This window comes from Massilia sp. YIM B02769 (assembly GCF_030411995.1).
Taxonomy (GTDB): domain Bacteria; phylum Pseudomonadota; class Gammaproteobacteria; order Burkholderiales; family Burkholderiaceae_D; genus Telluria.
In genome coordinates this window covers 329,664-355,051 of the sequence record NZ_JASNRC010000002.1, presented here as the reverse complement: position 1 = coordinate 355,051, position 25,388 = coordinate 329,664, and the positions used below count along the sequence as shown (strand labels likewise).

Below are 25,388 nucleotides of genomic sequence, written 5' to 3'. Positions count from 1 at the left end.
TTGGAAACAAAAAATCTGAGAGCGCAGCGTTACGCACAGTTATATCCAACCAAAAATAATCGGTTTCAAACCGAATGGACTTTGACGGATACTGCCTTAGCCGATCTGGTCAAAATTTCCATGCCTCCACTTCGGGTAATACCGATCATTTTTGTTCCCGGAATAATGGGGTCGAATCTGGCGAACTCAGGAGGCTCCCCTATTTGGTTACTCAACAGCATTAAGGACATTCCTGCTGGATTGGCGTACAACTGGTCTCAGAAAACCGCAGCTGAGCGACAGGTCTTGCTGCACCCACGTCGTACTCAAGTTTACAAACTAGGCGCGGTTCCGAAGGAAAGCGCTGGTTCGATAGGAAATGCGCAAGATTATATCAAGCGAGGATGGGGGGAGGTCTCTGAGGCGAGTTACCACAAATTTCTGGTGTGGCTCGAAAGAAAAATGAATAGCGAACAAAATCCGATGTTTTGGAATGATTTTTCGGCAGCCTCGCTAAAAGGTGATATGACGATAGGAGAAAAGCTTGCCCTGAAATTACCTGCAGGATTAACCATGAAAATGGTGAATCTTCCAGAAAATGCTGAGAAAGGCCATCCGGTCGAACCGATAAAATCCGACGATTTGCTGAAGCGTGCAAAGGCCCGGTTTCCTATTTACGCATTTGGTTATAACTGGCTTGAGTCCAATAAAGCTGCCGCAACAGCCCTGAAAAAAAGAATTAATGCAGTAATTGATGAGAATAGCGTCGGTGCTGTCAAGTGCTCACAAGTTATCTTGGTCACGCATTCGATGGGGGGATTGGTCGCACGGGCTTGCAGCATATTGCCGGATATGACGGAGAAAATAGTTGGCATTGTCCATGGCGTGATGCCAGCAACTGGCGCAGCAGTGGCATATAGACGATGCAAAATAGGTATGCGAGACGAATCTTTTGGTGCGAGTCTTGTGATCGGTTCGAATGGGCAAGAGGTTACTGCAGTTTTTGCGCAGGCCCCAGGTGCTCTGCAGTTATTGCCATCTGAAACTTACGGTAGTAGCTGGCTTGAAATAACCGATCCTGTCGGGCGCGTAATCAAGACGCTACCCCAGCAGGATCCATATGAAGAAATATATCTTCAGAAGGAAAGCTGGTGGGGGTTGGTTAGAGAAGAGTGGTTAAATCCGAACCAAGGAATGCCGATAAACTGGAAAGAATTTTCCATAAATGTAAAAATAGCAAGAGAATTTCACAGGTCAATCGCGGGAAAGTACCACAATAACACTTATGTGTTTTACGGTGGGGGCGCGGATTTGGGAAGCTATTCAAAGATTCGTTGGATTACCAAAAAGGGAGTAACGCCCGCGCAAAGTCGGAACATTGATGTTGCACAACTGCCGGCGTTGGAGCATGAAGATATTAGGACTGATGGCTCGAATAACTTATATGTGGGTGGGGAGCGTATTGTAAGAACGACCGATAGAGGAGATTCATCGGTTGTCAGAACGGTTGAAACTTCTGAATGGGAAATACGTTGCGCCAGCTATGATAGTGCTGGTGATGGTACTGTTCCTGTGCAGTCTGGCCGAGCTCCCCGTCGATCAGGTGTAATGAGTATAAAACAGCAATTTGAATTGGCAGGAATTGAGCATGAGCCAGCGTATCGTGATTACCAAAGCGCGCAGGTGGTTACCTATTACGCTATCACTAAATTGGCAGCACTGGCTGACCTAACATGATCAAGATCGGTTTGATATGCTTGCTGGGTGCAATATCTTTTGGTTGTACGGAAAGTAGGGAGGAAGAAGTGATGTCAGAAAATGAAGCGTGGGTAGAACACTGCATCGGAAGAAATCTGATTAAAGTGCCAGATTCGTACACTGGGGCAACTGTGGTGAATGGTGTTTTCAAAGAAGCTGGCTTGGCAGGTGAGGAAAGTAAGTTTGATATTATTGTTTACTCAACCAAGATGACGACAGCTGAGTTTAATCGCGAGATTCGTAAGCGTCGCGTCGAGTTGCAAGAAAATAGTTCTGAAAATGTAGATGTATTCGAATATGAAAAGGACCTAGGTGGCGATGCTATCATGTTTCGAGTAAGAAAATTAGAGGATGCTTATGAGAGCGAAATAAGATTTTTGCGCGGCGGTAGTCTGGTTCTTATTCGTTTGGATTCATATGGTCGGAACTTTGTTAGGGCCGAAGAGCGCTTGGTTCAACTTGCGACACGCATTCATGAACTTGATCAGTCTAACGTGAAAGAAAGTTCATTGAATTTTTGCTTGGGTCCTCTCATGTTGCGTGGCGTTTATTCATACGAATATGCCAGCTACGATTTTCGGAATCATAAAGGAATGCATCTGAATGTGGATATTAATACTTATATTCCTGACGATCGTTTGACCCTGATAGAGAGAATGTCAGGTCCAGACTCGTTACTGAAAAAATTCGATGTGCAGCACAAGGTGCTCAGGAAAGATGAGCGCTTGGTCGTAGGAATGCGTGCACAGGAATGGCTAGGCTGGGCTAAGCTGAGCGAAGACGACGATGCTAAAACATTAAAGTTTGTTCTGGAAACGATGCGTAACAAGCCTGGAAGAACATTCCCAAAACTTAGTGTGACGCTCGATTCTGCTCAACCACTTGAAGATGGTACGCCTACAAGAACAACATTAAGCGACGAGCAAGCAATACAGCTTTGGGATTCAATAGTAAGCTCGATACGGACCACGGGCGGCGAGTAATATTTTTTTCTCAGCTATACAGAGAACTTATATAGAGTATGCAATGGATTTTATTCGAAAACTAGACGCAATTTGCTGCTTGTATACTCACAGATGAGAACGCTAGTTTTTCGATAGCCCGTATGGGCACTGGAAGACGGTCAAATTTTCAAACAAAAAAGGCATCATGATCACTCATGATGCCTTCATTTGCTACTGCTGTATTCGTGGTAGGCCGTGCGGGATTCGAACCTGCGACCAACGGATTAAAAGTCCGCTGCTCTACCAGCTGAGCTAACGACCCGAAAGAGGCAGCATTATAGCCGGCGATTTCGATTTGCGCCAGAGGTAACGTAACATCACCCGCCAGACAGGGCCGACGTCACCTTCAGCACTTCTTCCGCCGTGGTCACACCCTCCATGATCTTCATGGCGCCGGCGATGCGCAGCGGCTTCATGCCATCGAGTACGCTCTGCTGGCGCAAGGCCGTCAGGTCCGCCGACGCGCCGATCAGCTGCGTGAACGCTTCCGACACCGTCAGCAACTCGTACAAGCCGGTCCGCCCACGATAACCGGTCTGCCGGCATTCCGGACATCCTATAGGCCGATAGACCGTTTCCGGCTTCGGAAGGTTCCACGAGCCGCCGATGCTTTGCCAGACATCGTCGCTGAGCTCGCCATCCGGTGCTTTGCACTCCGAACACAGGGTCCGCACCAGGCGCTGCGCCATCACCCCGATCATGGTCGCTTCCAGCAGGTAATCCGGCACGCCCAGTTCCAGCAAACGCATGATGGCGGACGGCGCATCGTTGGTGTGCAGGGTCGACAGGACAAGGTGACCGGTCAGCGCGGCCTGGATCGCCATCTCGGCGGTGGCCAGGTCGCGGATCTCGCCAACCATGATGATGTCGGGATCTTGCCGCATCAGCGCACGCACGCCGTCGGCAAACGAGAGGTCGATGCCCGGCTGCACCTGCATCTGGTTGAACGCGGCCTCGACCATCTCGATCGGGTCTTCCACCGTGCACACATTCACCTCGTTGGTTGCCAGCGCCTTCAGCGTGGTGTACAGCGTCGTGGTCTTGCCCGAGCCGGTCGGTCCGGTGACGAGGATGATGCCGTGCGGCCGGGCAGTCAGCGCATCCCAGCGCTGGGCATCCAATGGCGGAAAACCGAGTTCCGGCAAGGTCTTGACCACCACTTCCGGATCGAAAATCCGCATCACCAGCTTTTCGCCGAAGGCGGTCGGCATGGTCGACAGGCGCAGTTCGACTTCCTGGCCGCTGTGGGTGCGCGTCTTGATGCGGCCATCCTGGGGGCGGCGCTTTTCGATCACGTCCATGCGGCCGAGCAGCTTGATGCGCGCGGTCATCGCCAGCATCACCGCCGCCGGCACCTGGTACACCTGGTGCAGCACGCCGTCGATGCGGAAGCGGACCGCAGCGAATTCGCGTTTCGGCTCGAGGTGAATATCGGATGCGCGCTGTTCGAAGGCATAGCCCCACAGCCAGTCGACGATGTTGACGATGTGCTGGTCGTTGGCGTCGAACTGTTTATTCGCCTTGCCGAGTTCCACTAGTTGCTCGAAGTTGTTGCGCAGTGCGACATCCTGGGCATTCGTCTTGCTGGCGTCGCGGATCGATTTGGCCAGGCTGAAGAATTGCGAAATGTACTGGGCGATGTCGAGCGGGTTCGCCATCACCAGTTCGATGCGCCGGCGCGAAATCCGGGCGATCTCGTTTTCCCATTCGATGGCAAATGGATCGGCCGTGGCCACGGTCAGGGTCGTGGCGCTGATGTCGACCGGGAGGATATTGAAACGCGCTGCATAGCTGGCCGACATCACGTCCGCCACGCGGGTAAAGTCGATTTTCAGCGGATCAATGCGAATGAAGGGCAGGCCGACCTTGGCGGCGCACCATTCGGTGAGAATATCGAGGGTCAGCAGGCGGTGCGGCGGCTGGTGCGACAGCAGCTTGCATTGCGCCACCGCCGTGAGCGGATGCATCGAGCCGGCCGCGCTTTTCAGGATGCCCTGGGCCTGGGCGAAATGCGCCTTGACCTTGTCTTTCTCGACGATGCCGTCGGCCAGCAGCCAGGAAAAGATCGCCTGCAAATCCAGGCGCTTTGGCCGCTGGGACGGGCGGGGGAGGGAAGCGGTTTGCGGTGCGTTGGCGTTCATTGATCCCTCTGTTCAATGCGCGATCAGCGCGATGCTTCGATACCTGCTTGAATACCTTTTAACCAGGATTTGGCCGGCAGCTTGGTGCTCGCCACGATCTGGGCCGCACGTGCGGCCAGCGCCGCGCTGTCGAGTTGCGGCGCGGTCTTGAAGCACAGCGCCACCACATTGCCGTCGTGGACCTCGGGCAGGCAGATCACCCTGTCGAAAGCGAATTTCATCGCTTTCAGATTCTTGTTGTAGCTCGGATGGTCGCCGAACAGGTTCACCGTCATGATGCCGCCCGGCGCCAGGCAATCGTAGCAGGCGCGGTAGAACTCGGGCGTGTCGAGCACCGGGCCCTTCGCGGTGGCGTCATACAGATCGCACTGCAGCACGTCGAACGCGCCATGGTTTTCCGGGTCCTCGACGAAATCGAGCGCGTCCATTTCCAGCACCTTGAAGCGCTCGTCCTCGGGCGGCAGTTTGAACATGGTGTTACAGATGGCGATCACCGACGGATTGAGTTCGACGGCGGTCACCAGGGCGTGCGGAAACTGGCGGTAGCAGAACTTGGTCAGCGTGGCGGCGCCCAGGCCCAGCTGGGCAATGCGGCGCGGCGAGTCGATGAACAGCATCCAGGCCATCATCTGTTGGGCGTATTCGAGTTCCGGCCAATCCGGTTTCCGGATGCGCATGGCGCCCTGCACCCATTCGGTGCCGAAGTGGAGATAGCGCACGCCGTCCTGCTCGGACAGCGTCACGGGCGCGAATTTCGGTTTGCGTGCTGGCCGGCGCGAGGATTCGGCGAGTTCGATGGATTTACGTTTGATGAGCATAGGGCGACCTGTTGAATCGGCCTATTATCGGGGGAGGGGTTCCCGCTGCGCAAGCGCAACGGGATCGTAAGGCGGTGCGGAGAAGGAGGGGGCGTTCTCCGAACCGATGCAAGAAGTGCTGACTGAACGAATCAAACCAACTGATTAGTATTGCTGGTCCGGCTCCACCGACACGCGCAGGCGGATGCGGTTGCCCGGATCGCGGCTCATGAAGGCGGTGTGGTTCTGGCCGCGGTATTCATAGGTCACGTCATAGCCGGTGGTGCGCGATTCGAAGGAATCGACGGTGCGGCATTGGCGCACGGCCTGTTCCTGCACGCCCTGGTCGTAGTTGCGGCCGTTGTTTTCGACACGGTCGCCGACCATGGCGCCGGCGATCGCACCGGCGGCGGCTGCCGCCACTTTACCGTTGCCGCTGCCGACCTGGCTGCCGAGCAGGGCGCCGGCGATGCCGCCGACCACCGAGCCGCCGCTGCCGCGTTGCTGCTGCACCGGCACCTGCACGTATTCGGTACGGCATTCCTGGCGCGGCTGGCGAATTTGTTCGACGCGTGGCTGGACCCGCACCACGCGGCCGAAGTCCTCGAAGTCGGCAGCCTGGGCCAGCGGCAGCGTGGCCAGGCCCAGGGCGGAAATCATCAGTTTGCTTGTCATGTTCATGCTGAACCTCGTTCGTTCGGTGCGGTTAGTTGGGGGATCGTTTTCATCCACGCTTGTATGTTAATCCTGCTTGAACCGTAAAACCAATCTACGTGGCAACAAAATGTAACAGCGAACGGCGGGGCAACCGAGGCGCGCCAGAATGACAAAACACGTCAAATCCCGCCGATTCGGGCGCAAATGCGGCAGGTTTTTTCAATTTTCTGCTGCAAAGTCACATTCGGGTTGCTTCGGTAACTACAAAACGTTACCCTTACACAAATAGGGTTTATTGGCGCGTGGAAACGATTTAGGAGAACAGCGTTGCCGTCGGGGCGTGCATGGTGAGCAGTCCCGGCGATTCGAACCACCACACCAGGTCGACTTGAGGGAAAAATGAGTTTGTTGATGAGAGTGCCGTCCAATCTTGTGCAGTCCATTCGGGCCTATCGGGTGCCGGAACTGCAGGCGGAGGCGGCGCGCATGGGCCACCATTTCCTGTATGCGCACTGCGCCAACACGTTGACCAAGCAGCAGGTGTGCGCCCGCATCGGCGAGCACTTCCATTTCCCCAAGCCTTCCAGCAAGAATTTCGACGCCTTGCGTACCACGCTGACCGAGACGATCCACGGCGCCGGCCCCCAGCCGGGCTTTCTCGTCGTACTGGAGCAATTGCCCAACACGCAGAAGTTCGACAAGGAAGCCCGCGAGACCCTGCTCGATGTGTTCCGCGACGCGGCCGAATTCTGGGCCGAAAAGCGTGTCCCTTTCCGCGTATTCTATTCCTTCGAGATCGACGCAACTGGCCTGTAATCGCCGCTTGGTGGTCCGGATGCGGCCAATTTCGGCTTTTCCATACCACAGTTGTGCCACGCGCATACGGTACAATGCGCGCTATGAAAAACATCGTCATCCTCATCTCCGGCCGCGGCAGCAACATGGAAGCGGTCGTGCGGGCGGCCCGGTCGGAAGGGTGGCCGGCACGGGTGGCGGCAGTCATCAGCAACAAGCCTGACGCGGCCGGTCTGGCGTTTGCCCAGGCGCACGGCATCGCAACCGCGGTAGTGCCAAGCAAGGAATTTCCGGACCGTGCCAGTTTCGACGCCGCCCTGCAGCGCGAAATCGACCGCTTCGCGCCCGACCTGGTCGTGCTGGCCGGCTTCATGCGCATCCTGACGGCGCCTTTCGTGGCGCATTACGAAGGGCGCATGCTGAACATCCACCCGTCGTTGCTGCCGGCCCATCCCGGGCTCGATACGCACCGCAAGTGCCTGGAAGCCGGCGAGGGCGAGCACGGCGCGACCGTGCATTTCGTCACGGCCGAGCTGGACCATGGCCCGATGGTGGCCCAGGCGCGGGTGCCGGTGCTGCCCGGCGATACCGAAGCCACCCTGGCGGCCCGCGTGCTGCTGGAAGAACACAAGCTGTATCCCTACGCCGTTCGCCTGTTCGTCGAAGACAGGCTGAGCATCGAACAAGGCGACGTGCGCATCGCACAGCCCGCCTGATTTTTATACGTATCTGATTCAAGGAATTTCATGAGATTGCCACCAGCAATTCTCGGCAACACCGAAGAGGTGCTGCGCGAGATCTTGCGCTTTACGGCCCCGGCCGACGTCACCCTGTCGCGCTACTTCAAGGACCACCAACGCCTTGGACCGCGCGAACGCGGCGTGGTTGCCGAAGCGGTGTACGCCGTGCTGCGCAACAAGACCTTCTTCACCGATTTCGGCGGCACCGGCGGCACGCCGTCGATGCGCCGCCTGGCCCTGCTGGGCCTGTCGGAAACCGTCGGCATCGATGCCCTCGGCGGCCTGACGGAAGACGAAACCGCCTTCCTGAACCGCATCAAGGAAATCGACCGCGCTCTGCTGCCGCCGCTGGCGCGCGCCAACATGCCGCAGTGGCTGTACGACAAGCTGGTGGCCCAGTTCGGCGAAGGCGAAGCCCAGGAGCTGGCCGCCGTGTTGAACACCCCGGCGCCGCTCGACCTGCGCGTGAACGCCATCAAGGCCAATCGCGACGAGGTGATCGCCAAGCTGGCAGAGGCGCCGATCGTGGCCGAACCGACCCCGTATTCGCCGCTCGGCCTGCGCGTCAAGAAAAAGCCGAACCTGCAAGGCCTGCCGCTGTTCAAGGAAGGCGCGATCGAAGTGCAGGACGAGGGCAGCCAGGTGCTGGCCCAGATCCTGGCCGCACGCCGCGGCGAGATGGTGGTCGACTTCTGCGCCGGCGCCGGCGGCAAGACCCTGGCCCTGGGCGCGACCATGCGCAACACCGGCCGCCTGTACGCCTTCGACGTGTCGGAAAAGCGCCTGTCGAAGCTGAAGCCGCGCCTGGCGCGCAGCGGTCTGTCGAACGTGCACCCGGTGCTGATCGCACACGAGCGCGACGCCAAGATCAAGCGCCTGGCCGGCAAGATCGACCGCGTGCTGGTCGATGCGCCGTGCTCGGGCCTGGGCACCCTGCGCCGCAACCCGGACGTGAAATGGCGCCAGCCGGAAGGCGCCGTCGCCGAGATGCAGGAAAAGCAGGCTTCGATCCTGGACGGCGCCGCGCGCCTGCTGAAGGGCGGCGGCCGCCTGGTGTACGCCACCTGCTCGCTGCTGAACGAAGAGAACGATGTCATCGTCGAGCAATTCCTGGCTTCGCACCCGGACTTCGAGCTGGTGCCGATGAACAAGGTCCTGGCCGAGCAAAAAATCGACCTGGAAATGGGCGACTACCTGAAGCTCCTGCCGCACAAGCACCAGACCGACGGCTTCTTCGCCGCCGTGCTCGAGCGTAAGCCGATGGCGGCGAAAGCGCCAAAGGCCGCCGCGCCTGAAGCCGAGGCGGAGTAAATCACAACGTGCAAACGATGCCGCTGACCGACCTGTTGCAGGACCTGCTCGAGGACATCAGTAACCCGCGCATCCTGTGGCAGGCGCTGGCCATCGTCGCCGCGGTGCTGGCCGGCCTGCTGCTGGCGCGCCTGATCCGGCGCAGCTGGCTGCACGAGGACGACAACGCCGGGGCGATCCGCCGCCTCGGCGTCGAAGGCTTCGGCCGTGTGCTGGCGCCGCTCCTGATCGCCGCCGGCGTGTGGCTGGCCAAGATCATCCTGGCCCGCTACCAGAACGTGCACCTGCTGGCCGTGGCCTTGCCCCTGTTCGCGTCGATGGCGTTGATCCGCATCGCATTCTTCCTGCTGCGACGCGTGTTTGCACGGCGTGGCCCGCTTGGAACGGCACTGCAGACCTTCGAGAAGATACTGGCGCTGGTGGTCTGGGTGGGCGTCGCGCTCTATCTCACCGGGCAATGGCCTGACATCATCCGCTTCCTGGAAACGCATACGGTGCCGCTTGGCACCCGCAAGCCGGTTCCCCTGCTCGACATCCTGCAAGCCGTCATCTCGGTCGTGGTCCTGATGATGCTGGCCCTGTGGGCCGGCGCCGCGCTGGAAGAACGCCTGATGCGCCTCGAAGGCATGCACAGCTCGCTGCGCGTGGTGCTGGCGCGCATGGGCCGCGCGGTGCTGATCCTGGTGTCGGTGCTGGTCAGCCTTGGGCTGGTCGGGCTCGACCTGACGGTCTTGTCGGTGTTCGGCGGCGCGCTCGGCGTCGGCCTTGGTCTCGGCATGCAGCGTATTGCCAGTAACTATGTGTCTGGCTTCATCATCCTGTTCGAGCGCAGCTTGTCGATCGGCGACCCGATCACGGTCGACAAGTATGCCGGCCGTGTGGCGCGCATCAACACCCGCTATACGGTGCTGCAGGCGCTCGACGGTACGCAAACCCTGCTGCCGAACGAGATGCTGATCACCGGCGTCGTGATGAACCAGTCCGGCACCAACAAGGCGGTGCGCCTGAACACCAAGATCACGGTGGCCTACGACAGCGACCTGAACGAAGTGATGACGCTGCTGGCGCGCCAGGCTGACGAAGTCGAGCGCGTGGTGGCCGAGCCGGCGCCATCGGTGCAGCTGAACGCCTTCGGGCCGCATGGCTACGAGCTCGAGCTGGGCTTTTCGATCGTCGATCCGGAGAAGGGCAGCGGGGGCGTGATCTCGGCCGTGAACCGGAATATCTATGCGCTGGTGCATGCCGGCGCCATCCGCCTGGGCCTGCCGCCCCAGCTTCCGCCATCCACTTGATGCATATCCGCTAACGGAATGGCGCACGATAGCCAACGAAGCGCATTTATATGCGCTGTCCGTGCCGTGCGTCATGAGAAAGTGCGTAGAATGCGGGGTTGTTTGGCCGGCGCGTTCGCGCTGCCTCGCGCGACTGCCTCACAGAAAGATCGGCGCGCAGCACAGTCTGACCTTAACTTGGAGCAGTAATGACCTTTAGTACTATCCTGCATTCGGTGCTGGAATTCATGACCACCGGTCTCATCGGCCTGAGCGCCTGGGAAGTCGTGATCTACACGCTGGTGGTGACCCATATCACCATCGCCGGTGTCACCATCTACCTGCACCGCCACCAGGCCCACCGCGCACTGGAACTGCATGCGATCCCGAGCCACTTCTTCCGCTTCTGGCTGTGGATGACCACCGGCCAGGTGACCAAGGAATGGGCGGCGATCCACCGCAAGCACCACGCCAAGTGCGATACCGAGGAAGACCCGCACAGCCCGCAAACCCGCGGCATCAAGAAAGTGCTGCTGGAAGGCGCCGAGCTGTACCGCGCTGAAAGCAAGAACAAGGAAACGCTGGAAAAATACGGCCACGGCACGCCCGACGACTGGATCGAGCGCAACGTGTACACCCCGTACAGCTGGGCCGGCGTCTCGGCGCTGCTGGTCATCAATTTTGTGCTGTTCGGCGTGATCGGCATCAGCATCTGGGCCATCCAGATGCTGTGGATTCCGATCACCGCGGCCGGCATCATCAATGGCCTGGGCCACTGGTGGGGCTACCGCAACTACGATTGCAACGATGCGGCCACCAACATCTTCCCTTGGGGCATCCTGATCGGCGGCGAGGAACTGCACAACAACCACCACACCTATGCCACCTCGGCCAAGCTGTCGAGCAAGTGGTATGAAGTCGACCTCGGCTGGGCTTATATTCGCGCCATGGAAATGCTTGGCCTGGCCAAGGTGAAGAAAGTCGCGCCGAAGCCGAAGCTGGCCAAGGACAAGGTTGTCGCCGACCTGGAAACCCTGCAATCGGTGATTACCAACCGCTACGACGTGATGGCGAAATATGCCAAGTCGGTCAAGCACGCCTTCCGCGAGGAATTCGAGCACCTGAAGCACAAGGCCGAACTGGAAGCGCGCTTCCTGAAGTCCTCGCGCAAGCTGCTGCAGCGCGAGCCGGGCAAGCTGGAAGTGTCGCAAAAGGCCCAGCTGATCGAACTGTTCAAGCACAGCAAGGCCCTGGAAACCATGCACCAGATGCGCGTGGAACTCGGCGCCATCTGGGAACGTTCGCACTCGACCCGCGACCAGCTGCTGCAGCAGTTGCAGGACTGGTGCGCGCGTGCCGAAGCCTCCGGCATCAAGTCGCTGCAGGATTTCTCGCTGCGCCTGCGTAGCTACGCATAAGCGCTTCCGGCGTTAAACGATAACGGCTCCTGCGGGAGCCGTTGTTGTTTGTGAGGCAGGCCCGGCTTCGTATGCGGCCTGCATGGATACTGTCGAGTTTCTTTACAGAGCTTGCGCTTGAGATATTGGAGATTCCCGCAAGTAATTGATTCCAATGGTAAATAGATTTATGGCACAGGAATTGCTTTCAATTTCGTATCCGCAAAACCGATTTCCTTCGATAAAGAGCAGATTATGAAATTCCTGAAGAAACTGACCTGCGCCGCTGCCCTGGCCTTCTCGTTTGCCAACGCCCACGCCGCCGTGAACGGCGCAGTCATGAACGACTGGGTCTTCAACCCGACTGGCGGCGGTTTTGCCAATGGCCAGGTGATCAACGAATACCTCGACGTCAACGGCAATGCCTTCATCCAGTTGACCCCGACCAGCACCACTTCGTTCTCGTTTGTCGAGCACGCTGTCTTCAACATCGTGCAGGCCGACAGCAATGGCCAACTGCTCCCGCTGACCTTCGCTGGCGGCAACATCAGCGCCGTCTTCCAGGCCACGGGTACCGGCAGCTTCAATGGCGCCTTCACCTTCACCGGCGGCACCATCAGCATCTACCAGAACGCGGTCAACCAATACGGTTCGACCACCGGCATCTATGGCGCCAACCAGGGAACCGAGATTGCCAAGTTCAATGTGCTGGCCGGCGGTGGCGGCATCGTGGATGCCAGCGGCCTGCCAATCTCGAACGGCCAGGTCAGCGTGATTGCATCGGCCGACGTGGGCGCCCTGAAAGCCGGTTACTTCTTCGATGGCAAAGGCAAGGACCTGTCCACCGAATCGCTGCTGTCCTTCGCCTTTACCAACGCCAACAACGTCGCCAAGCCGGCCAAGAACCTGGTTCCTGAGCTGGTCTGCGAATTCGCTGGCTTCAAGGGCAATGGCTGCGGCAAGGGCACCTATGCCAACAAGCCGGGCGAATACTTCCTGCTGTCGAACAACGGCCAGTTCAAGCTGGCGGCAGAAGTGCCTGAGCCAGGCTCGCTGGCCCTGTTCGGCATCGCCATGCTGGGCGCCGGCGTCGTGGCACGCAAGCGCGCCAACAAGGCCTGAGCTGCTGCAGCTTTAAAAGAGAAGAGCGGGCATGGCCCGCTCTTTTTTCGCCCCTGCCCAGCGTATTCCTGACGGGGCGATACCAATAAAAAAAGCCGCACACTTGCGTGGGCGGCTTTTTACTACCGAAACCGGATCGATTACTTGATCTTGGTTTCTTTGTAAGGAACGTGCTTACGTGCTTTCGGGTCGAACTTGATGATTTCCATCTTCGCCGGCATCGTGCGCTTGTTTTTGGTGGTGGTGTAGAAGTGACCGGTACCTGCGGTCGATTCCAGCTTGATTTTGTCGCGGCCAGTTTTTGCCATGATAGCTCCCTAATTAGACTTTTTCGCCACGAGCGCGCATGTCGGCCAGAACGGCGTCGATGCCCAGCTTGTCGATGACGCGCAGGCCGGCGTTCGACAAACGCAGCGAGACCCAACGGTTTTCGGATTCGACGTAGATGCGACGGTTCTGCAGGTTAGGCAGGAAACGGCGTTTCGTTTTGTTGTTTGCGTGGGAGACGTTGTTGCCAACCATAACTCCCTTGCCAGTAACTTGGCAGACACGTGCCATAGCGCACTCCTTAAGAATAAACTTCCGAATTCGGAAAAACGAGAGTATAGCGTGAAAAGCGACGGCAAATCAATCACTTGCGAAAAACAATGGTGTCTTGATCTACTTCTCTGATTTAACAATTGTAAAAACGCGGCTAGCGCCTTGTTTTCACGCAGTTAACTGAACACAACACTAGAGCTGGCCGTGCTCGGCAAACGAATGCACCTGTGTACCGGCCACCACAAAATGGTCGAGTACACGCACATCGATGAGGGCCAGCGCCTGCACCAGGGAATGCGTCAGGCTGAGGTCGGCGTCGCTGGGCGTACACTCGCCGGACGGGTGGTTATGCGCGAGCATCACGCCGGCCGCATTCCGGCGCAGCGCCGCCTTGACCACTTCGCGCGGATACACGCTGGTGTGCGTCAGGGTTCCCCGAAACATTTCTTGGGAATCGATGAGGCGGTTCTTGACGTCGACAAACAGCACGACGAAGGATTCATAAGCTTGCAGCCCGAACTTGCCGCGCAAATAGTTCTTCACCACGTCGGGCGAGCATAAGGCCTGGCGAAAGAATTGCTCGGCGATGGCCCGGCGCGAGAGTTCCATCACCGCCTGCAGCTGGGCGTACTTGGCCATACCCAGGCCATTTACTTCGGAAAATTCCTGAGGCGTGGCATGCAGCAGGCGCTGCAAGGAGCCGAAGTGTTCCAGCATGTGCTGGCCGAGTTCGACCGCACTGCGTCCGCGCACGCCCACGCGCAGGAAAATCGCCAGCAGCTCGGCATTCGACAGCGCCACCGCGCCTTCGCGCGCCAGCCGTTCGCGCGGCCGGTCCTGTTCCGGCCAATCGTTGATACCCATGGTGCTCCTTGTGCCTTGTAGAAAAGGGAAGGGCGGCCGGCGCGCTGGCGCGGCAGGGCTCGCCGCCACGCATTATGGGCAGCGCGAAAAAGACGGTGCTGATCTGGCGCGGATGTCGGCGGCGTGCGCCGCCATTCAGGGCTGGCGCGTGAACGACACCGGCTGGGTGGTCTGTTTGCGCCGGATCACGACCGTGCCCGCGAGCTTGTCGTGCCAGCCCTGCTTTTTCGGATCGATGGCCACCCATAGCAGCCCCAGGCCGAGCGGAATGGTCGAGACGTAATAGCCGAAGTAACGTCCGATCGACTGGCCGGCCGTGGGTGTGGCGCCCGTCCTGGCATCGACCACCTGGGTCGAGAGCAGCATCTTGCCCGGCGTTGCGCCGCGCGCGATCCAGAACGCGATCACCGCGATCGCCGGCAAGACATAGGAAATGACAAAGTCCGCCGGACCCTGGATGAAGCGTTCGCTCACCCAGTAGTCGCGGCCATACACGGCCAGCAACAAGGGAATCGTGATGAACATGACCAGGATGGAATCGATCACGGCCGCGGCAACGCGGATCCAGAAGCCTGCGTATTCATACTGCGTTTCATCGACCACTGTCCGGCTCCAGGAAAAGCGGCCGGGCGGCCGCGCGGAGCAACGGTAGCATCCGGCGCGGCAGGACGCAATACGGGGCAATGGCGTCCCGCCGCCGGCACAGCGCGCTCAGGCTGCCGGTTCGCTCAGCGGCTTCTCGAACTGCACCTGCGCCGTCGTGCCTGCTTTGCGCCGCACGACCACCGTATCTGCAAGCTTGTCGTGCCAGCCCTGCTTGCGCCGGTCGAAGACGATCCACAGGTAGCCGAGGAAGCAGGGCAGGGTGGACAGCCCGTAGGCGAGATAGCGGATCACGAATTGTTTCGTGGTGGGCCTGCCGCCTGTCCGCGCATCGACAATGGTGGCGGCGACGGCCATTTTCCCCGGTGTCGCCGATTTGTTGATCCAGAAACTCAGGATCAGGCAAGGCGGCAGCCCATACGAGATCAGCAGGCTGGCGGGCCCCCAATAGGCCGTCGGGTCGTCCAGGTAAATGCCGCCGTAGACAACCAGCAGCAGTACCAGGCTGAGAATGTAGATCAACAGACTGTCGAGAAACATGGCGCCGAAGCGCTGCCAGAATCCTGCATACTCGATCTCCGCATCGTTGGGTGTCATGTCGCTTCCTCCATAGTTGAAATTTCCTAATAGAAATCATCCAGAAGATAGCAGTTGCCGGGTCCGGTGCTCCGCGCAAACGCACGGAAATTCAAATGTTTGCTTGTCATCATGCCGATGCGTGGGCACGACAATCGACCGCCGATCGATTTCCTGACGCATCTTTGCTGCCAAAAAAAGCAGCGCCGCGAGGCAGGAAAGGGCGTCAGGCCTTACAATAGCGCTTTGCTTGCCAGAATAAAGAACATGTCCAACGCTTCCCCGGCTGTCGTTACCGAATCGTCTTACCTGACCTTGCACTACCGTCTTTCGAGTGCCGATGGCACCGACATCGTCACCACCTTCGGCACCAACCCTGCGACCCTGATGCTGAACCAGGGCCAGCTGGCGCCTTTCCTCGAAGAGCGCCTGCTCGGCATGGCGGAAGGCGAGCACAAGACCTTCACCCTGAGTGCGGCGGACGCCTTCGGCGAGCGCAACCCGGAGCTGATCCAGTGGGTCTCGAAGGCCACGCTGGACGAAAATTCGGTGCCGGATGCCGACTACAAGGCCGGCGACCTGGTCGACTTCGCCGCGCCGGGCGGCGGGCGCTTTGCCGGCATGCTGCGCGAGATGGGCGACGATGCCGCGCTGTTCGACTTCAACCACCCGCTGGCCGGCCAGTCCCTGCAATTCGAAGTGAAACTGATTTCGGTCCTGTAAAAGGAAACACCATGGAAAACGAGATTCTGCTTGCCCAGCCGCGCGGCTTTTGCGCCGGCGTCGACCGTGCCATCGAGATCGTCGAACGCGCCCTGGCGCAGTTCGGCGCGCCCATCTACGTTCGCCACGAGATCGTCCACAACGCCTACGTCGTGGCCGATTTGCGCAACAAGGGTGCGATCTTCATCGAGGAACTCGACGACGTCCCGGCCGGCAATACCCTGGTGTTCTCGGCCCACGGCGTGTCGAAAGCCGTGCGCGCCGAAGCCGAGGCGCGCGGCCTGAAGATCTTTGATGCCACCTGCCCGCTGGTGACCAAGGTGCACGTGGAAGTGTCGAAGATGCGCAAGCAGGGCGCCGAGATCATCATGATCGGCCACGACGGCCACCCGGAAGTCGAAGGCACCATGGGCCAGGCGGAAGAAGGCATGCACCTGGTCGAGACCGTCGAGGACGTGGAAAAGCTGCAGGTGGCCAATCCGGAAGCGCTGGCCTATGTCTCGCAAACCACGCTGTCGGTGGACGATACGCTGGAAATCATCACCGCCCTGAAAGCGCGTTTCCCGAACATCATCGAGCCGAAGAAGGGCGACATCTGCTACGCCACCACCAACCGCCAGGAAGCCGTGAAGTTCATGGCGCCGCAGGTGGAAGTCGTGGTCGTGGTCGGCAGCCCGAACAGCTCGAACTCGAACCGCCTGCGCGAAGTGGCGGAAAAGATGGGCACGCCGGCCTACATGGTCGACGACGCATCCAGGATCGACCCGTCCTGGATCGAAGGCAAGAAGCGCATCGGCGTCACGGCCGGCGCCTCGGCGCCCGAGGTGCTGGTGCAGGCCGTGATCGACCGCCTGAAGGCCCTGGGCGCAGCCAGCGTGCGCGCACTCGAAGGCGTGGAAGAGAACGTGACCTTCCCGCTGCCGAAGGGCCTGGACGGCGTGCGCGCCGAGGTGGCATAAGATTTTCTTTCGATAACACTGCGGCCAAGGCAAGTTTCCGTTGTTGGTTTTTCAAAAAGCTGGCTATGATGGCGACGCTCGGAATTTTTGTCGCGGCAACTGTTTTTCCCTGAGGGGAGGGGGCGCACCGTCGCGTTAGCCCTACTGGCACGGAGCTTGCAAGCTTCCTTGCCAGGTGAAACGACGTCAAGCCATGGAGCGGCACTTCGGGAATCTCGAAGTGCCGTTTTTGTTATCGAAAGAAAAAAGGCAGCGAAACGATGGAGACTTTTGTCCAGCAGATACTCAACGGGCTGGTGCTAGGCAGCATGTACGCACTGGTCGCGCTCGGGTACACGATGGTCTACGGGGTGCTGAACCTCATTAACTTTGCCCACGGCGACGTGCTGATGATCGGCGCCATGGTCGGCCTGTCGATCCTGCATGCGCTGGAAAGCCATTTTCCGGGCCTGCCGGGCTACCTGCAGCTGGCGATTGCCATCCTCGGCGCGATTCCCGTCGCCATGCTGGTGAACGTGCTGATCGAACGCATCGCCTACCGCCGCCTGCGCAATGCGCCGCGCCTGGCGCCTTTGATCACCGCCATCGGCGTGTCGATCCTGTTGCAGACCTTTGTCATGGCCATGCCGTTCTGGGGCCGCAACCCGCTGCCGTTCCCGCAAGTGCTGCCTTCCGAGCCGATCATGATCGCCGGCGCCATGATTTCGCAGACCCAGGTGCTGCTGCTGGCGCTGGCGGCCATTGCGATGTTTGCGCTCGTGCTGCTGGTCGAACGCACCAAGATGGGGCGGGCGATGCGCGCCGTGGCGGAAAACCCGCGCGTCGCCGGGCTGATGGGCGTCGATTCGAACCGCGTGATCGTCGCCACCTTCGCCATCGGCGCCGCACTCGCGGCCGTGGCCGGCGTGATGTGGGGCGCCAATTACGCCACGATTTCCTTCACCATGGGCGTGCTGCCGGGCCTGAAGGCCTTCTGCGCCGCCGTGCTGGGCGGGATCGGCAACATCTACGGCGCCATGATCGGCGGCCTGCTGCTCGGCATCATCGAAGCGCTCGGCGCCGGCTACATCGGCGACCTGACCGGCGGCTTCCTCGGCAGCCATTACCAGGACATCTTCGCCTTCGTGGTGCTGATCCTGGTGCTCACCGTGCGTCCGTCCGGCATCATGGGCGAGCGCGTTGCCGACCGCGCGTAAGGAGGCGACATGTCCCTGATCACTTTCGACCTCCAGCACCAGCCGCAGCGGGCGCGCATCAACATGGCCCTGCTGCTGGCCCTGATGATCGCCTTTCCCTTCTTTGCTTCGCAGTACGGCAACTCCTGGGTGCGCATCATCGACCTGGCGCTGCTGTACATCATGCTGGCGCTGGGCCTGAACATCGTGGTCGGCTTCGCCGGCCTGCTCGACCTCGGCTACATTGCCTTCTTCGCTGTCGGCGCCTATCTGACCGGGCTGTTCGCCTCGCCGCAATTCGCGGCCCTGCTCGAATCGCTGGTCTACAACTATCCTGCACTCGGGGAAGGGCTGGCGACGCTGTTCGGCGAGGAGATCCGGCAGAACGGCATCCACCTGTCGGTATGGGCGATCGTGCCGCTGGCGGCGCTGGTGGCGGCCCTGTTTGGCGCCTTGCTCGGGGCGCCGACGCTCAAGTTGCGCGGCGACTACCTGGCCATCGTGACCCTCGGCTTCGGCGAGATCATCCGCATCTTCATGAACAACCTGATCGAGCCGATCAATTTTACGAACGGTCCGCAAGGCATCAACATGGTCGACCCGATCCGCATCTTCGGCGTGTCGCTGGCCGGCGAAGCCGGGTCGCAGTCGACGGTGTTCATCGGCGGCTACGGCATGCCGTCAGTGAACGCTTACTACTTCCTGTTCCTGGCGCTGTGCATCGCGACCATCTTCATTACCAGCCGCCTGCAACACTCGCGCCTGGGGCGGGCCTGGGTGGCGATCCGCGAAGACGAGATCGCGGCCAAGGCAATGGGCATCAATACCCGCAACGTCAAGTTGCTGGCGTTCTCGATGGGCGCCTCGTTCGGCGGCGTGGCCGGCGCCATGTTCGGCGCCTTCCAGGGCTTTGTGTCGCCGGAATCGTTCTCGCTGACCGAATCGATCGCCGTGCTGGCGATGGTGGTGCTGGGCGGGATCGGCCATATTCCGGGCGTGGTGCTGGGTGGCGTGCTGCTGGCGGCGCTGCCGGAAATCCTGCGCCACGTAGTCGAGCCGGCGCAGATCGCGCTGTTCGGCGAAAAGCTGGTCGAAGCCGAGGTACTGCGCCAGGCGCTGTATGGCCTGGCCCTGGTGCTGATCATGCTGATCCGCCCGGCCGGGCTGTGGCCCTCGCCGAACAAGGAAGACCGCCCGAACGCCGCCCTGGCGCGCGAAGAAGAGGAGGCCGTGGCATGAGCGACGTTCTCTTGAATATTGCCGGCGTCAATAAACGCTTCGGCGGCCTGCAGGCGCTGACTGACGTCGCCATCCGCATCGAGCGCGGGCAGATCGTTGGCCTGATCGGGCCGAACGGCGCCGGCAAGACCACCTTCTTCAATGTCATCACCGGACTGTACCAGCCGGATAGCGGCAGTTTCGAACTGGCCGGTAAGCCCTATTCGCCGTCGGCGCCGCATGCGGTGGCGAAGGCGGGGATTGCCCGCACCTTCCAGAACATCCGCCTGTTCGGCGAGATGAGCGCGCTGGAGAACGTGATGGTGGGGCGCCACGTGCGCACGAAACAGGGCGTGTTCGGCGCCATTTTCCGCCACAAGGCGGCGCGCGCCGAAGAAGCGGCGATCCGGGCGCGGGCCCAGGAGCTGCTCGACTTCGTCGGCATCGGCCGCTTTGCGCATCGCACGGCGAAGTTCCTGTCGTACGGCGATCAGCGCCGCCTGGAAATCGCGCGCGCCCTGGCCACCGATCCGCAACTGCTGGCCCTGGACGAACCGGCGGCCGGCATGAACGCCACCGAAAAGCTGGCCCTGCGCGAGCTGCTGGTAAAAATCAAGAACGAAGGCAAGACCGTGCTGCTGATCGAACACGACGTGAAACTGATGATGGGCCTGTGCGACCGCATTACCGTGCTCGAGTACGGCAAGCGCATCGCCGAAGGCTTGCCGTCCGAGATCCAGAAGGATCCGGCGGTGATCGCGGCCTATCTGGGAGGGGCGCACTGATGAGCGGCAGCATCCTGAAAATCGAAGGCCTGCAGGTGGCCTATGGCGGCATCAAGGCGGTCAAGGGTGTCGACCTGGAAGTGGGAAAAGGAGAATTGGTGACCCTGATCGGCGCGAACGGCGCCGGCAAGACCACCACCCTGAAGGCGATCACCGGCACCTTGCCGACATCGAAAGTCGAGGGGCGGATTTCCTATCTTGGTGAACCCCTCACGGGCAGCCAGTCCTTCCGCCTGGTGCAGCGTAAACTCGCCATGGTGCCGGAAGGGCGGGGCGTGTTCACGCGCATGTCGATCCACGAGAATCTGCTGATGGGCGCTTATACGCGTGACGACAAGGCGGGCATCGAGGCGGATATCGAGAAGTGGTACGCCGTGTTTCCGCGCCTGAAGGAGCGCTCGGCGCAGTTGGCCGGGACCTTGTCGGGCGGCGAGCAGCAGATGCTGGCCATGGCGCGCGCGCTGATGTGCCACCCGACTCTGCTGCTGCTGGACGAGCCGTCGATGGGGCTGGCGCCGATCATGGTGGAAAAGATCTTCGAGGTGATCCGCGACGTGTCGGCGCAGGGGATCACGATCTTGCTGGTCGAGCAGAACGCCAAGCTGGCGCTGCAGGCGGCGCACCGCGGTTATGTGATGGAGTCGGGAACGATCACGATGACGGGGAATGCGCAGGATATGTTGCACGATCCGCGGGTGCAGGCGGCCTACCTGGGGGAATAAGCCCGGCCTGCGGCATGTACCGTACGGTGGGGTCATTGATGCTGGGGGCATCAATGACGTGCCCACGCGGAAAGTGACGTTGTGTTGGCTGGGTTAATACCCGCGAGGCCGCGTGCCGCAAACGTTTCCCACAACATACCGCGAACCTTAATCCAGGCCGCATACGCCAACACCGCGCTTGAGCGCCAACACGGCGCAAACATCCGCGTGGGCACGGAGTGCCCACCGTACGATTGCGGCCGACAATGCCGTTCGCAGTCCGACTAATCAGGCTGTAAACGACAACGGGGCCGGCTGACAGCGTCAACCGGCCCCGTTGTTATTGACGCTGAATGCTTACGCTGCGGCAGCCGCTGCGGCGTTGGCGGCGGCAGCCGGTGCCTTGGCAGCCACGTTCGAGTACTGCGAAATGGCGGCGTTCATGTTGCTTTCGATCGCTTCCACGGCCTGCTTGGTGGTCTTGCTGAACTGCTCGTAGCCGGCGTTGGCGTTGCTGATCGCGGTCTTGACGGCGGCAACGAAGGTTTCCGAACCGGCCGGGGCGTTCTTGCTCACTTCGTCGACCAGGGCGATGACCTTGCGGTTGGCTTCGACGATCTGGCTTTCGGCGGCTTTCGAGAACTCGGCGCCGGTGCCGCTGGCGATCGAGGCCAGCTGGCGGCTGTACGACAGGGCCTTCTCGGCGTTTGGCTGGGCCTGGGCGGCGGACAGCTGGAAGAATTCTTGCGGATCCTTGGCGGCCAGCAGCTGGCGCGCGGTGGTCGAGCTGTCCGACAGGGTGGCGCGGGCCGCGTTGATGTTCAGTTCAACCAGCTTCTCCATGCTTTCGAAGGTTTTCGACGTCAGCGACGACATCAGGGCGAATTGCGATTCGAGGTTTGCTTTGGTGGCATTCGAGAACTGCTCTGGGATTGCAAACATGGGGTTCTCCAAACAAGACGTTATAGGATTGAATGCTGCTTAAGAATACTGCTCAGGAAGACTACCTGGACCGGTGAAGCGGGAAGCTGGCCGGTGCCTCGAAAGGATTGTGCACCGCAACAGAGCGAATTTTTCCTCACTTTGGCGAACAGGTCAAGCGTTTTTGGTGCGACGCACCATGGCGGCAGGCTTTGTTGTGTTCTTGCATCGGATGAAATACTTATAAACAATAAAGATGATTTCTCTGCCATCGTTTGAATCGTGCATGAGGATTTTTCTGCTACGCAAATTTGGCACGGCAGGCATGCTAGACTTGCCTTTCATGCCATCTCGCCGCCCATCTTCCGCCGCCATGCCCGACATGCCCGCAGCCCAGCGCTGGCTGGCGCCGCTGCCGCTGTTCTTCGTGGTCCTGTGGAGCACCGGCTTCATCGCCGCCAAGTACGGCTTGCCGTACGCGCCGCCGCTGACCTTCCTGATCCTGCGCTGCCTCGGCGTGCTGCTGGTACTGGTGCCCATCGTGCTGGTCTGGCGCGCGCCCTGGCCGAGCGGACGTATCCTGCACGTGGCCGTGGCCGGCCTGCTGCTGCAGGCGGGTTACCTCGGTGGGGTCTGGAGCGCGATCAAGATCGGCATGCCGGCTGGCCTCTCGGCCCTGATCGTCGGCATGCAGCCGATTCTCACTGCCGTGGCCGCGCCGCTGATCGGCGAGCGCGTGCGTCCGCGCCAGTGGCTGGGGCTGGCGCTGGGCCTGGCCGGCGTCGCGCTGGTGGTCTACGCCAAGCTCGACCTGGCGCATCTGTCGGCTTTGCCGATCATCTATTGCGTGCTGGCGCTGCTGTCGATTACCGCCGGCACCATGTACCAGAAACGCTATTGCCCGCAATTCGATTTGCGCACCGGCACCGTGATCCAGTTCGGCGCGACCGTGGCGGCGCTGCTGCCGCTGGCGCTGCTGTTCGAGGGGTTCGACCTGTCCTTGTCGACGGTGGCGTGGACCCCGCACTTCATCGGCGCCTTGTTGTGGTCGGTGTTCGCGCTGTCGATCGGCGCCATCTTCCTGCTGTTCCGCCTGATCAGCCGCAGCGCCGCCACCGAAGTCACGAGCCTGCTCTACCTGACCCCGCCCACGACCGCCATCATGGCCTGGCTGCTGTTCGGCGAGGCCCTCGGCCCGCTCGGGCTGGCGGGCATGGCCGTGGCCGTCGCGGGCGTTGCATTCGTCGTCAACAAGGAGAAACGATGATTTCCCATCCCCAGCAAGAAGCGGTCGATGCCGCCATCACCTCGCGCCGCTCGATCCGTGCCTTCCTCGACAAGCCGGTCGCGCGCGAGGACCTGGAACAGATCCTCGAAGTGGCGGCCCGCGCGCCGTCCGGCACGAATACCCAGCCCTGGAAGGTGTATGTGCTGACCGGCCAGGCGCGCCAGGCCTTGTCCGACGCGATCCTGGCCGTGCACACCGACCCCGAGCGGTCGCGCGAGCACACCGAGGAATATGCGTATTACCCGCGCGAGTGGGTCTCGCCCTTCATCGACCGCCGCCGCAAGGTGGGCTGGGACCTGTACAGCCTGCTGGGCCTGACGCGCGACAACAAGGCCGGCATGGCGGCCCAGCATGCGCGCAACTTCAATTTCTTCGATGCGCCGGTGGGCCTGATCTTCACCATCGACCGCATCATGGAGCAGGGCTCCTGGCTCGACTACGGCATGTTCTTGCAGAACATCATGGTGGCGGCGCGTGGACGCGGGCTCGATACTTGTCCGCAGGCCGCCTTTACCCAGTACCACCGCATCATCGCCGCGCAACTCGGACTGCCGGCGAACGAGACCGTGGTGTGCGGCATGGCGCTGGGCTGGGCCGACCCAGGCAAGATTGAAAACTCGCTCATCACGGAACGGGAGCCCCTGGCCGGCTTCGTTCGTTTCATCGAATAAACCACGACGCCTGTAAATACTTGAATTAAAAGGCATTTTTGTTCACTGTGCGTGCGCCATTGGCAATTGAAGTGCGGCAAAATGGTGACGAAATCGTGAATTCTGCTTGTGCCTTCAGCTGAGCGGACTACACTTGTGTCATGGCTCATCAGTTCGGCATGCGGTTCGGTAAGGTAAAGGGGTAGAAATGATCAAGCTTGCATTGGCGATGCTCGTGTCGCTGTTCCTGGTGGTGGAGCCGGTCTCCGCGGCAGGAGCGGGTGCGGGAGCGCAAGCTCAAAAGCAGGCCAGTTCGGCCAAGAAAAAGCGCCAGGCCGTCAAGAAACCGGTCAAGAAAAAAGCAGCGGCCGCGAAATCCAAGCGCGCCCGCAAGGAAGTGGCGGTGGCCGCCGACAAGCGCGGACGCCTGGTGCGCCGTGTCGAGGTAGTCAACGGCAAGCGCCGCGTCACCTACCAGGGCGTGCGCAAGGCTGCCCCGGCCGTGGTGGCGATGCGCACCGCCGGCGACATCGCCGGCCTGCACAAGACCGACGATCCGCTGTCGCTGCGCTCGAACGTCGCCTTCGTGCTCGACCAGAACAGTTCGGAAGTGCTGTTCGAAAAGAATGCGAACGTCGCGCTGCCGATCGCCTCGATCACCAAGCTGATGACCGGCCTGGTCGTGGTCGAAGCCGGCCAGGACCTGAACGAAACCCTCACCGTCACGAATGCCGACGTCGACCGCCTGAAATACAGCAGCTCGCGCCTGCCGGTCGGCGCGCGCATGACGCGCAATAACCTGCTGCACATTGCCCTGATGAGTTCCGAGAACCGCGCCGCCGCCGCGCTGGGGCGCAACTATCCGGGCGGTACCCCGGCCTTTGTCGCGGCGATGAACGCCAAGGCGAAAGAGCTGGGCATGCACGACACCCGCTACGTCGACTCCAGCGGCTTGTCGAGCCAGAACGTGTCGAGTGCGCGCGACCTGGCCAAGCTGGTCGCCTTTGCGCACCAGAAGCCGCTGCTGCGCCAGTACTCGACCGATCCGAACTGGGTGGTGGAAGCGAGCGGGCGCCCGATGCGCTACGCGAACACGAATTACCTGGTGGCGCTGCCGGACTGGAACATCGGCCTGCAAAAGACCGGCTTCATCAACGAAGCGGGGCGCTGCCTGGTGATGCAGGCCATGATCCAGGGCCGCAACGTGATCATGGTGTTCCTGGATTCGAAAGGGAAAATGTCGCGTACCGCCGACGCCGGCCGCATGCGCCGCTGGCTGGAAGCGCTGACGCCGGACAGCATCGTGCCGCCGGTTCACGCCGCCACGCCGGCGGCGAATAGTGCCGTGAATACCTCGTTTTCTACCGTGACCGCAGCGACTGTTCTTCAGAAGCGCTAATCAAGGAAAAGAGG

At 60.5% G+C, this 25,388-nt stretch carries 27 protein-coding genes and 1 tRNA gene; 17 read left to right on the top strand and 11 right to left on the bottom strand.

Features of this window, described 5'->3' with window-relative positions:
- Positions 1-1,716: a triacylglycerol lipase gene (locus tag QPK31_RS04365; protein WP_290421719.1), complete on the top strand. Its 1,716-nt coding sequence runs from the start codon at positions 1-3 to the stop codon at positions 1,714-1,716.
- Positions 1,713-2,720, top strand: coding sequence for a T6SS immunity protein Tli4 family protein (locus QPK31_RS04360; protein WP_290421718.1), 1,008 nt, complete (start codon positions 1,713-1,715; stop codon positions 2,718-2,720). Before QPK31_RS04365 ends, QPK31_RS04360 begins: the two co-directional genes overlap by 4 nt.
- Positions 2,721-2,927: 207 nt before the next feature.
- Here QPK31_RS04360 and QPK31_RS04355 read toward each other — a convergent pair.
- From QPK31_RS04355 to QPK31_RS04340, 4 genes are all read right to left on the bottom strand, one after another.
- A tRNA-Lys gene (locus QPK31_RS04355) sits at positions 2,928-3,003 on the bottom strand.
- 55 nt (positions 3,004-3,058) lie between these two features.
- Complete coding sequence (locus tag QPK31_RS04350; RefSeq protein WP_290421717.1) at positions 3,059-4,882, bottom strand: GspE/PulE family protein; 1,824 nt, start codon at positions 4,880-4,882, stop codon at positions 3,059-3,061.
- A 23-nt stretch (positions 4,883-4,905) separates the two neighbouring features.
- Positions 4,906-5,700, bottom strand: a complete 795-nt coding sequence (locus tag QPK31_RS04345) for a spermidine synthase (protein ID WP_290421716.1) — start codon at positions 5,698-5,700, stop codon at positions 4,906-4,908.
- A 144-nt stretch (positions 5,701-5,844) separates the two neighbouring features.
- Positions 5,845-6,360 (bottom strand): glycine zipper 2TM domain-containing protein, encoded by a 516-nt coding sequence (locus tag QPK31_RS04340; RefSeq protein WP_290421715.1) that lies wholly within the window; start codon positions 6,358-6,360, stop codon positions 5,845-5,847.
- A 375-nt stretch (positions 6,361-6,735) separates the two neighbouring features.
- On the opposite strand from QPK31_RS04340, the gene QPK31_RS04335 reads away from it, so the two are divergent.
- The 6 genes from QPK31_RS04335 (at position 6,736) to pepA (ending at position 12,972) form a co-directional block, all read left to right on the top strand.
- Positions 6,736-7,152 (top strand): barstar family protein, encoded by a 417-nt coding sequence (locus QPK31_RS04335; protein WP_290421714.1) that lies wholly within the window; start codon positions 6,736-6,738, stop codon positions 7,150-7,152.
- A gap of 83 nt (positions 7,153-7,235) precedes the next feature.
- Complete coding sequence (purN, locus tag QPK31_RS04330) at positions 7,236-7,847, top strand: phosphoribosylglycinamide formyltransferase (RefSeq protein ID WP_290421863.1); 612 nt, start codon at positions 7,236-7,238, stop codon at positions 7,845-7,847.
- 30 nt (positions 7,848-7,877) lie between these two features.
- Positions 7,878-9,182 (top strand): RsmB/NOP family class I SAM-dependent RNA methyltransferase, encoded by a 1,305-nt coding sequence (locus QPK31_RS04325; protein WP_290421713.1) that lies wholly within the window; start codon positions 7,878-7,880, stop codon positions 9,180-9,182.
- A gap of 17 nt (positions 9,183-9,199) precedes the next feature.
- Positions 9,200-10,474 (top strand): mechanosensitive ion channel family protein, encoded by a 1,275-nt coding sequence (locus tag QPK31_RS04320; protein ID WP_290421862.1) that lies wholly within the window; start codon positions 9,200-9,202, stop codon positions 10,472-10,474.
- Positions 10,475-10,662: 188 nt separating this feature from the next.
- Entirely contained in the window at positions 10,663-11,871 is a 1,209-nt protein-coding gene (locus QPK31_RS04315) for a fatty acid desaturase (RefSeq protein ID WP_290421712.1), read from the top strand.
- A 234-nt stretch (positions 11,872-12,105) separates the two neighbouring features.
- Complete coding sequence (pepA, locus tag QPK31_RS04310) at positions 12,106-12,972, top strand: flocculation-associated PEP-CTERM protein PepA (protein ID WP_290421711.1); 867 nt, start codon at positions 12,106-12,108, stop codon at positions 12,970-12,972.
- Between the two features lie 140 nt (positions 12,973-13,112).
- Here the strand turns inward: pepA and rpmG are convergent, their stop codons facing one another.
- The 5 genes from rpmG to QPK31_RS04285 form a co-directional block, all read right to left on the bottom strand.
- Positions 13,113-13,283, bottom strand: coding sequence for a 50S ribosomal protein L33 (gene rpmG, locus QPK31_RS04305; RefSeq protein ID WP_182991897.1), 171 nt, complete (start codon positions 13,281-13,283; stop codon positions 13,113-13,115).
- A 10-nt stretch (positions 13,284-13,293) separates the two neighbouring features.
- On the bottom strand, positions 13,294-13,530 hold the full coding sequence (gene rpmB, locus QPK31_RS04300) for a 50S ribosomal protein L28 (protein ID WP_005665737.1): 237 nt from the start codon (positions 13,528-13,530) through the stop codon (positions 13,294-13,296).
- Positions 13,531-13,704: 174 nt separating this feature from the next.
- Positions 13,705-14,376 carry a DNA repair protein RadC gene (radC, locus tag QPK31_RS04295; RefSeq protein WP_290421710.1) on the bottom strand — a complete coding sequence of 224 codons (672 nt, stop codon included), beginning with the start codon at positions 14,374-14,376 and terminating at the stop codon, positions 13,705-13,707.
- 135 nt (positions 14,377-14,511) lie between these two features.
- Positions 14,512-14,979: an RDD family protein gene (locus QPK31_RS04290; protein WP_290421709.1), complete on the bottom strand. Its 468-nt coding sequence runs from the start codon at positions 14,977-14,979 to the stop codon at positions 14,512-14,514.
- A gap of 108 nt (positions 14,980-15,087) precedes the next feature.
- The gene (locus QPK31_RS04285) at positions 15,088-15,576 is read right to left on the bottom strand and encodes an RDD family protein (protein ID WP_290421708.1); all 489 of its coding nucleotides are present in this window, start codon (positions 15,574-15,576) and stop codon (positions 15,088-15,090) included.
- 246 nt (positions 15,577-15,822) lie between these two features.
- Between QPK31_RS04285 and QPK31_RS04280 the strand changes: the two genes are divergently transcribed.
- From QPK31_RS04280 to QPK31_RS04255, 6 genes are all read left to right on the top strand, one after another.
- Positions 15,823-16,278: a peptidylprolyl isomerase gene (locus QPK31_RS04280; RefSeq protein ID WP_290421707.1), complete on the top strand. Its 456-nt coding sequence runs from the start codon at positions 15,823-15,825 to the stop codon at positions 16,276-16,278.
- Positions 16,279-16,289: 11 nt separating this feature from the next.
- Positions 16,290-17,237, top strand: coding sequence for a 4-hydroxy-3-methylbut-2-enyl diphosphate reductase (gene ispH / locus QPK31_RS04275; protein WP_290421706.1), 948 nt, complete (start codon positions 16,290-16,292; stop codon positions 17,235-17,237).
- 260 nt (positions 17,238-17,497) lie between these two features.
- Positions 17,498-18,433, top strand: a complete 936-nt coding sequence (locus QPK31_RS04270) for a branched-chain amino acid ABC transporter permease (protein ID WP_290421705.1) — start codon at positions 17,498-17,500, stop codon at positions 18,431-18,433.
- A 9-nt stretch (positions 18,434-18,442) separates the two neighbouring features.
- On the top strand, positions 18,443-19,651 hold the full coding sequence (locus QPK31_RS04265; protein ID WP_290421704.1) for an ABC transporter ATP-binding protein: 1,209 nt from the start codon (positions 18,443-18,445) through the stop codon (positions 19,649-19,651).
- Positions 19,648-20,415 (top strand): ABC transporter ATP-binding protein, encoded by a 768-nt coding sequence (locus tag QPK31_RS04260; RefSeq protein WP_290421703.1) that lies wholly within the window; start codon positions 19,648-19,650, stop codon positions 20,413-20,415. The genes QPK31_RS04265 and QPK31_RS04260 overlap by 4 nt, the downstream gene beginning before the upstream one ends.
- Complete coding sequence (locus QPK31_RS04255; RefSeq protein ID WP_290421702.1) at positions 20,415-21,137, top strand: ABC transporter ATP-binding protein; 723 nt, start codon at positions 20,415-20,417, stop codon at positions 21,135-21,137. The genes QPK31_RS04260 and QPK31_RS04255 overlap by 1 nt, the downstream gene beginning before the upstream one ends.
- Positions 21,138-21,473: 336 nt before the next feature.
- On the opposite strand, the gene phaP is transcribed toward QPK31_RS04255, so the two are convergent.
- Positions 21,474-22,058 (bottom strand): TIGR01841 family phasin, encoded by a 585-nt coding sequence (phaP, locus tag QPK31_RS04250; protein WP_290421701.1) that lies wholly within the window; start codon positions 22,056-22,058, stop codon positions 21,474-21,476.
- 153 nt (positions 22,059-22,211) lie between these two features.
- Positions 22,212-22,421, bottom strand: a complete 210-nt coding sequence (locus QPK31_RS04245) for a hypothetical protein (protein WP_290421700.1) — start codon at positions 22,419-22,421, stop codon at positions 22,212-22,214.
- On the opposite strand from QPK31_RS04245, the gene QPK31_RS04240 reads away from it, so the two are divergent.
- From QPK31_RS04240 to QPK31_RS04230, 3 genes are all read left to right on the top strand, one after another.
- A complete protein-coding gene (locus tag QPK31_RS04240; RefSeq protein WP_290421699.1) occupies positions 22,411-23,304 on the top strand; it encodes a DMT family transporter in 894 nt (297 codons plus the stop codon). The two genes, QPK31_RS04245 and QPK31_RS04240, sit on opposite strands and share 11 nt — an antisense overlap.
- Positions 23,301-23,996, top strand: a complete 696-nt coding sequence (locus tag QPK31_RS04235; RefSeq protein ID WP_290421698.1) for a nitroreductase — start codon at positions 23,301-23,303, stop codon at positions 23,994-23,996. The genes QPK31_RS04240 and QPK31_RS04235 overlap by 4 nt, the downstream gene beginning before the upstream one ends.
- A gap of 187 nt (positions 23,997-24,183) precedes the next feature.
- Complete coding sequence (locus QPK31_RS04230) at positions 24,184-25,374, top strand: serine hydrolase (protein WP_290421697.1); 1,191 nt, start codon at positions 24,184-24,186, stop codon at positions 25,372-25,374.
- The last annotated feature ends 14 nt before the right edge of the window (positions 25,375-25,388 follow it).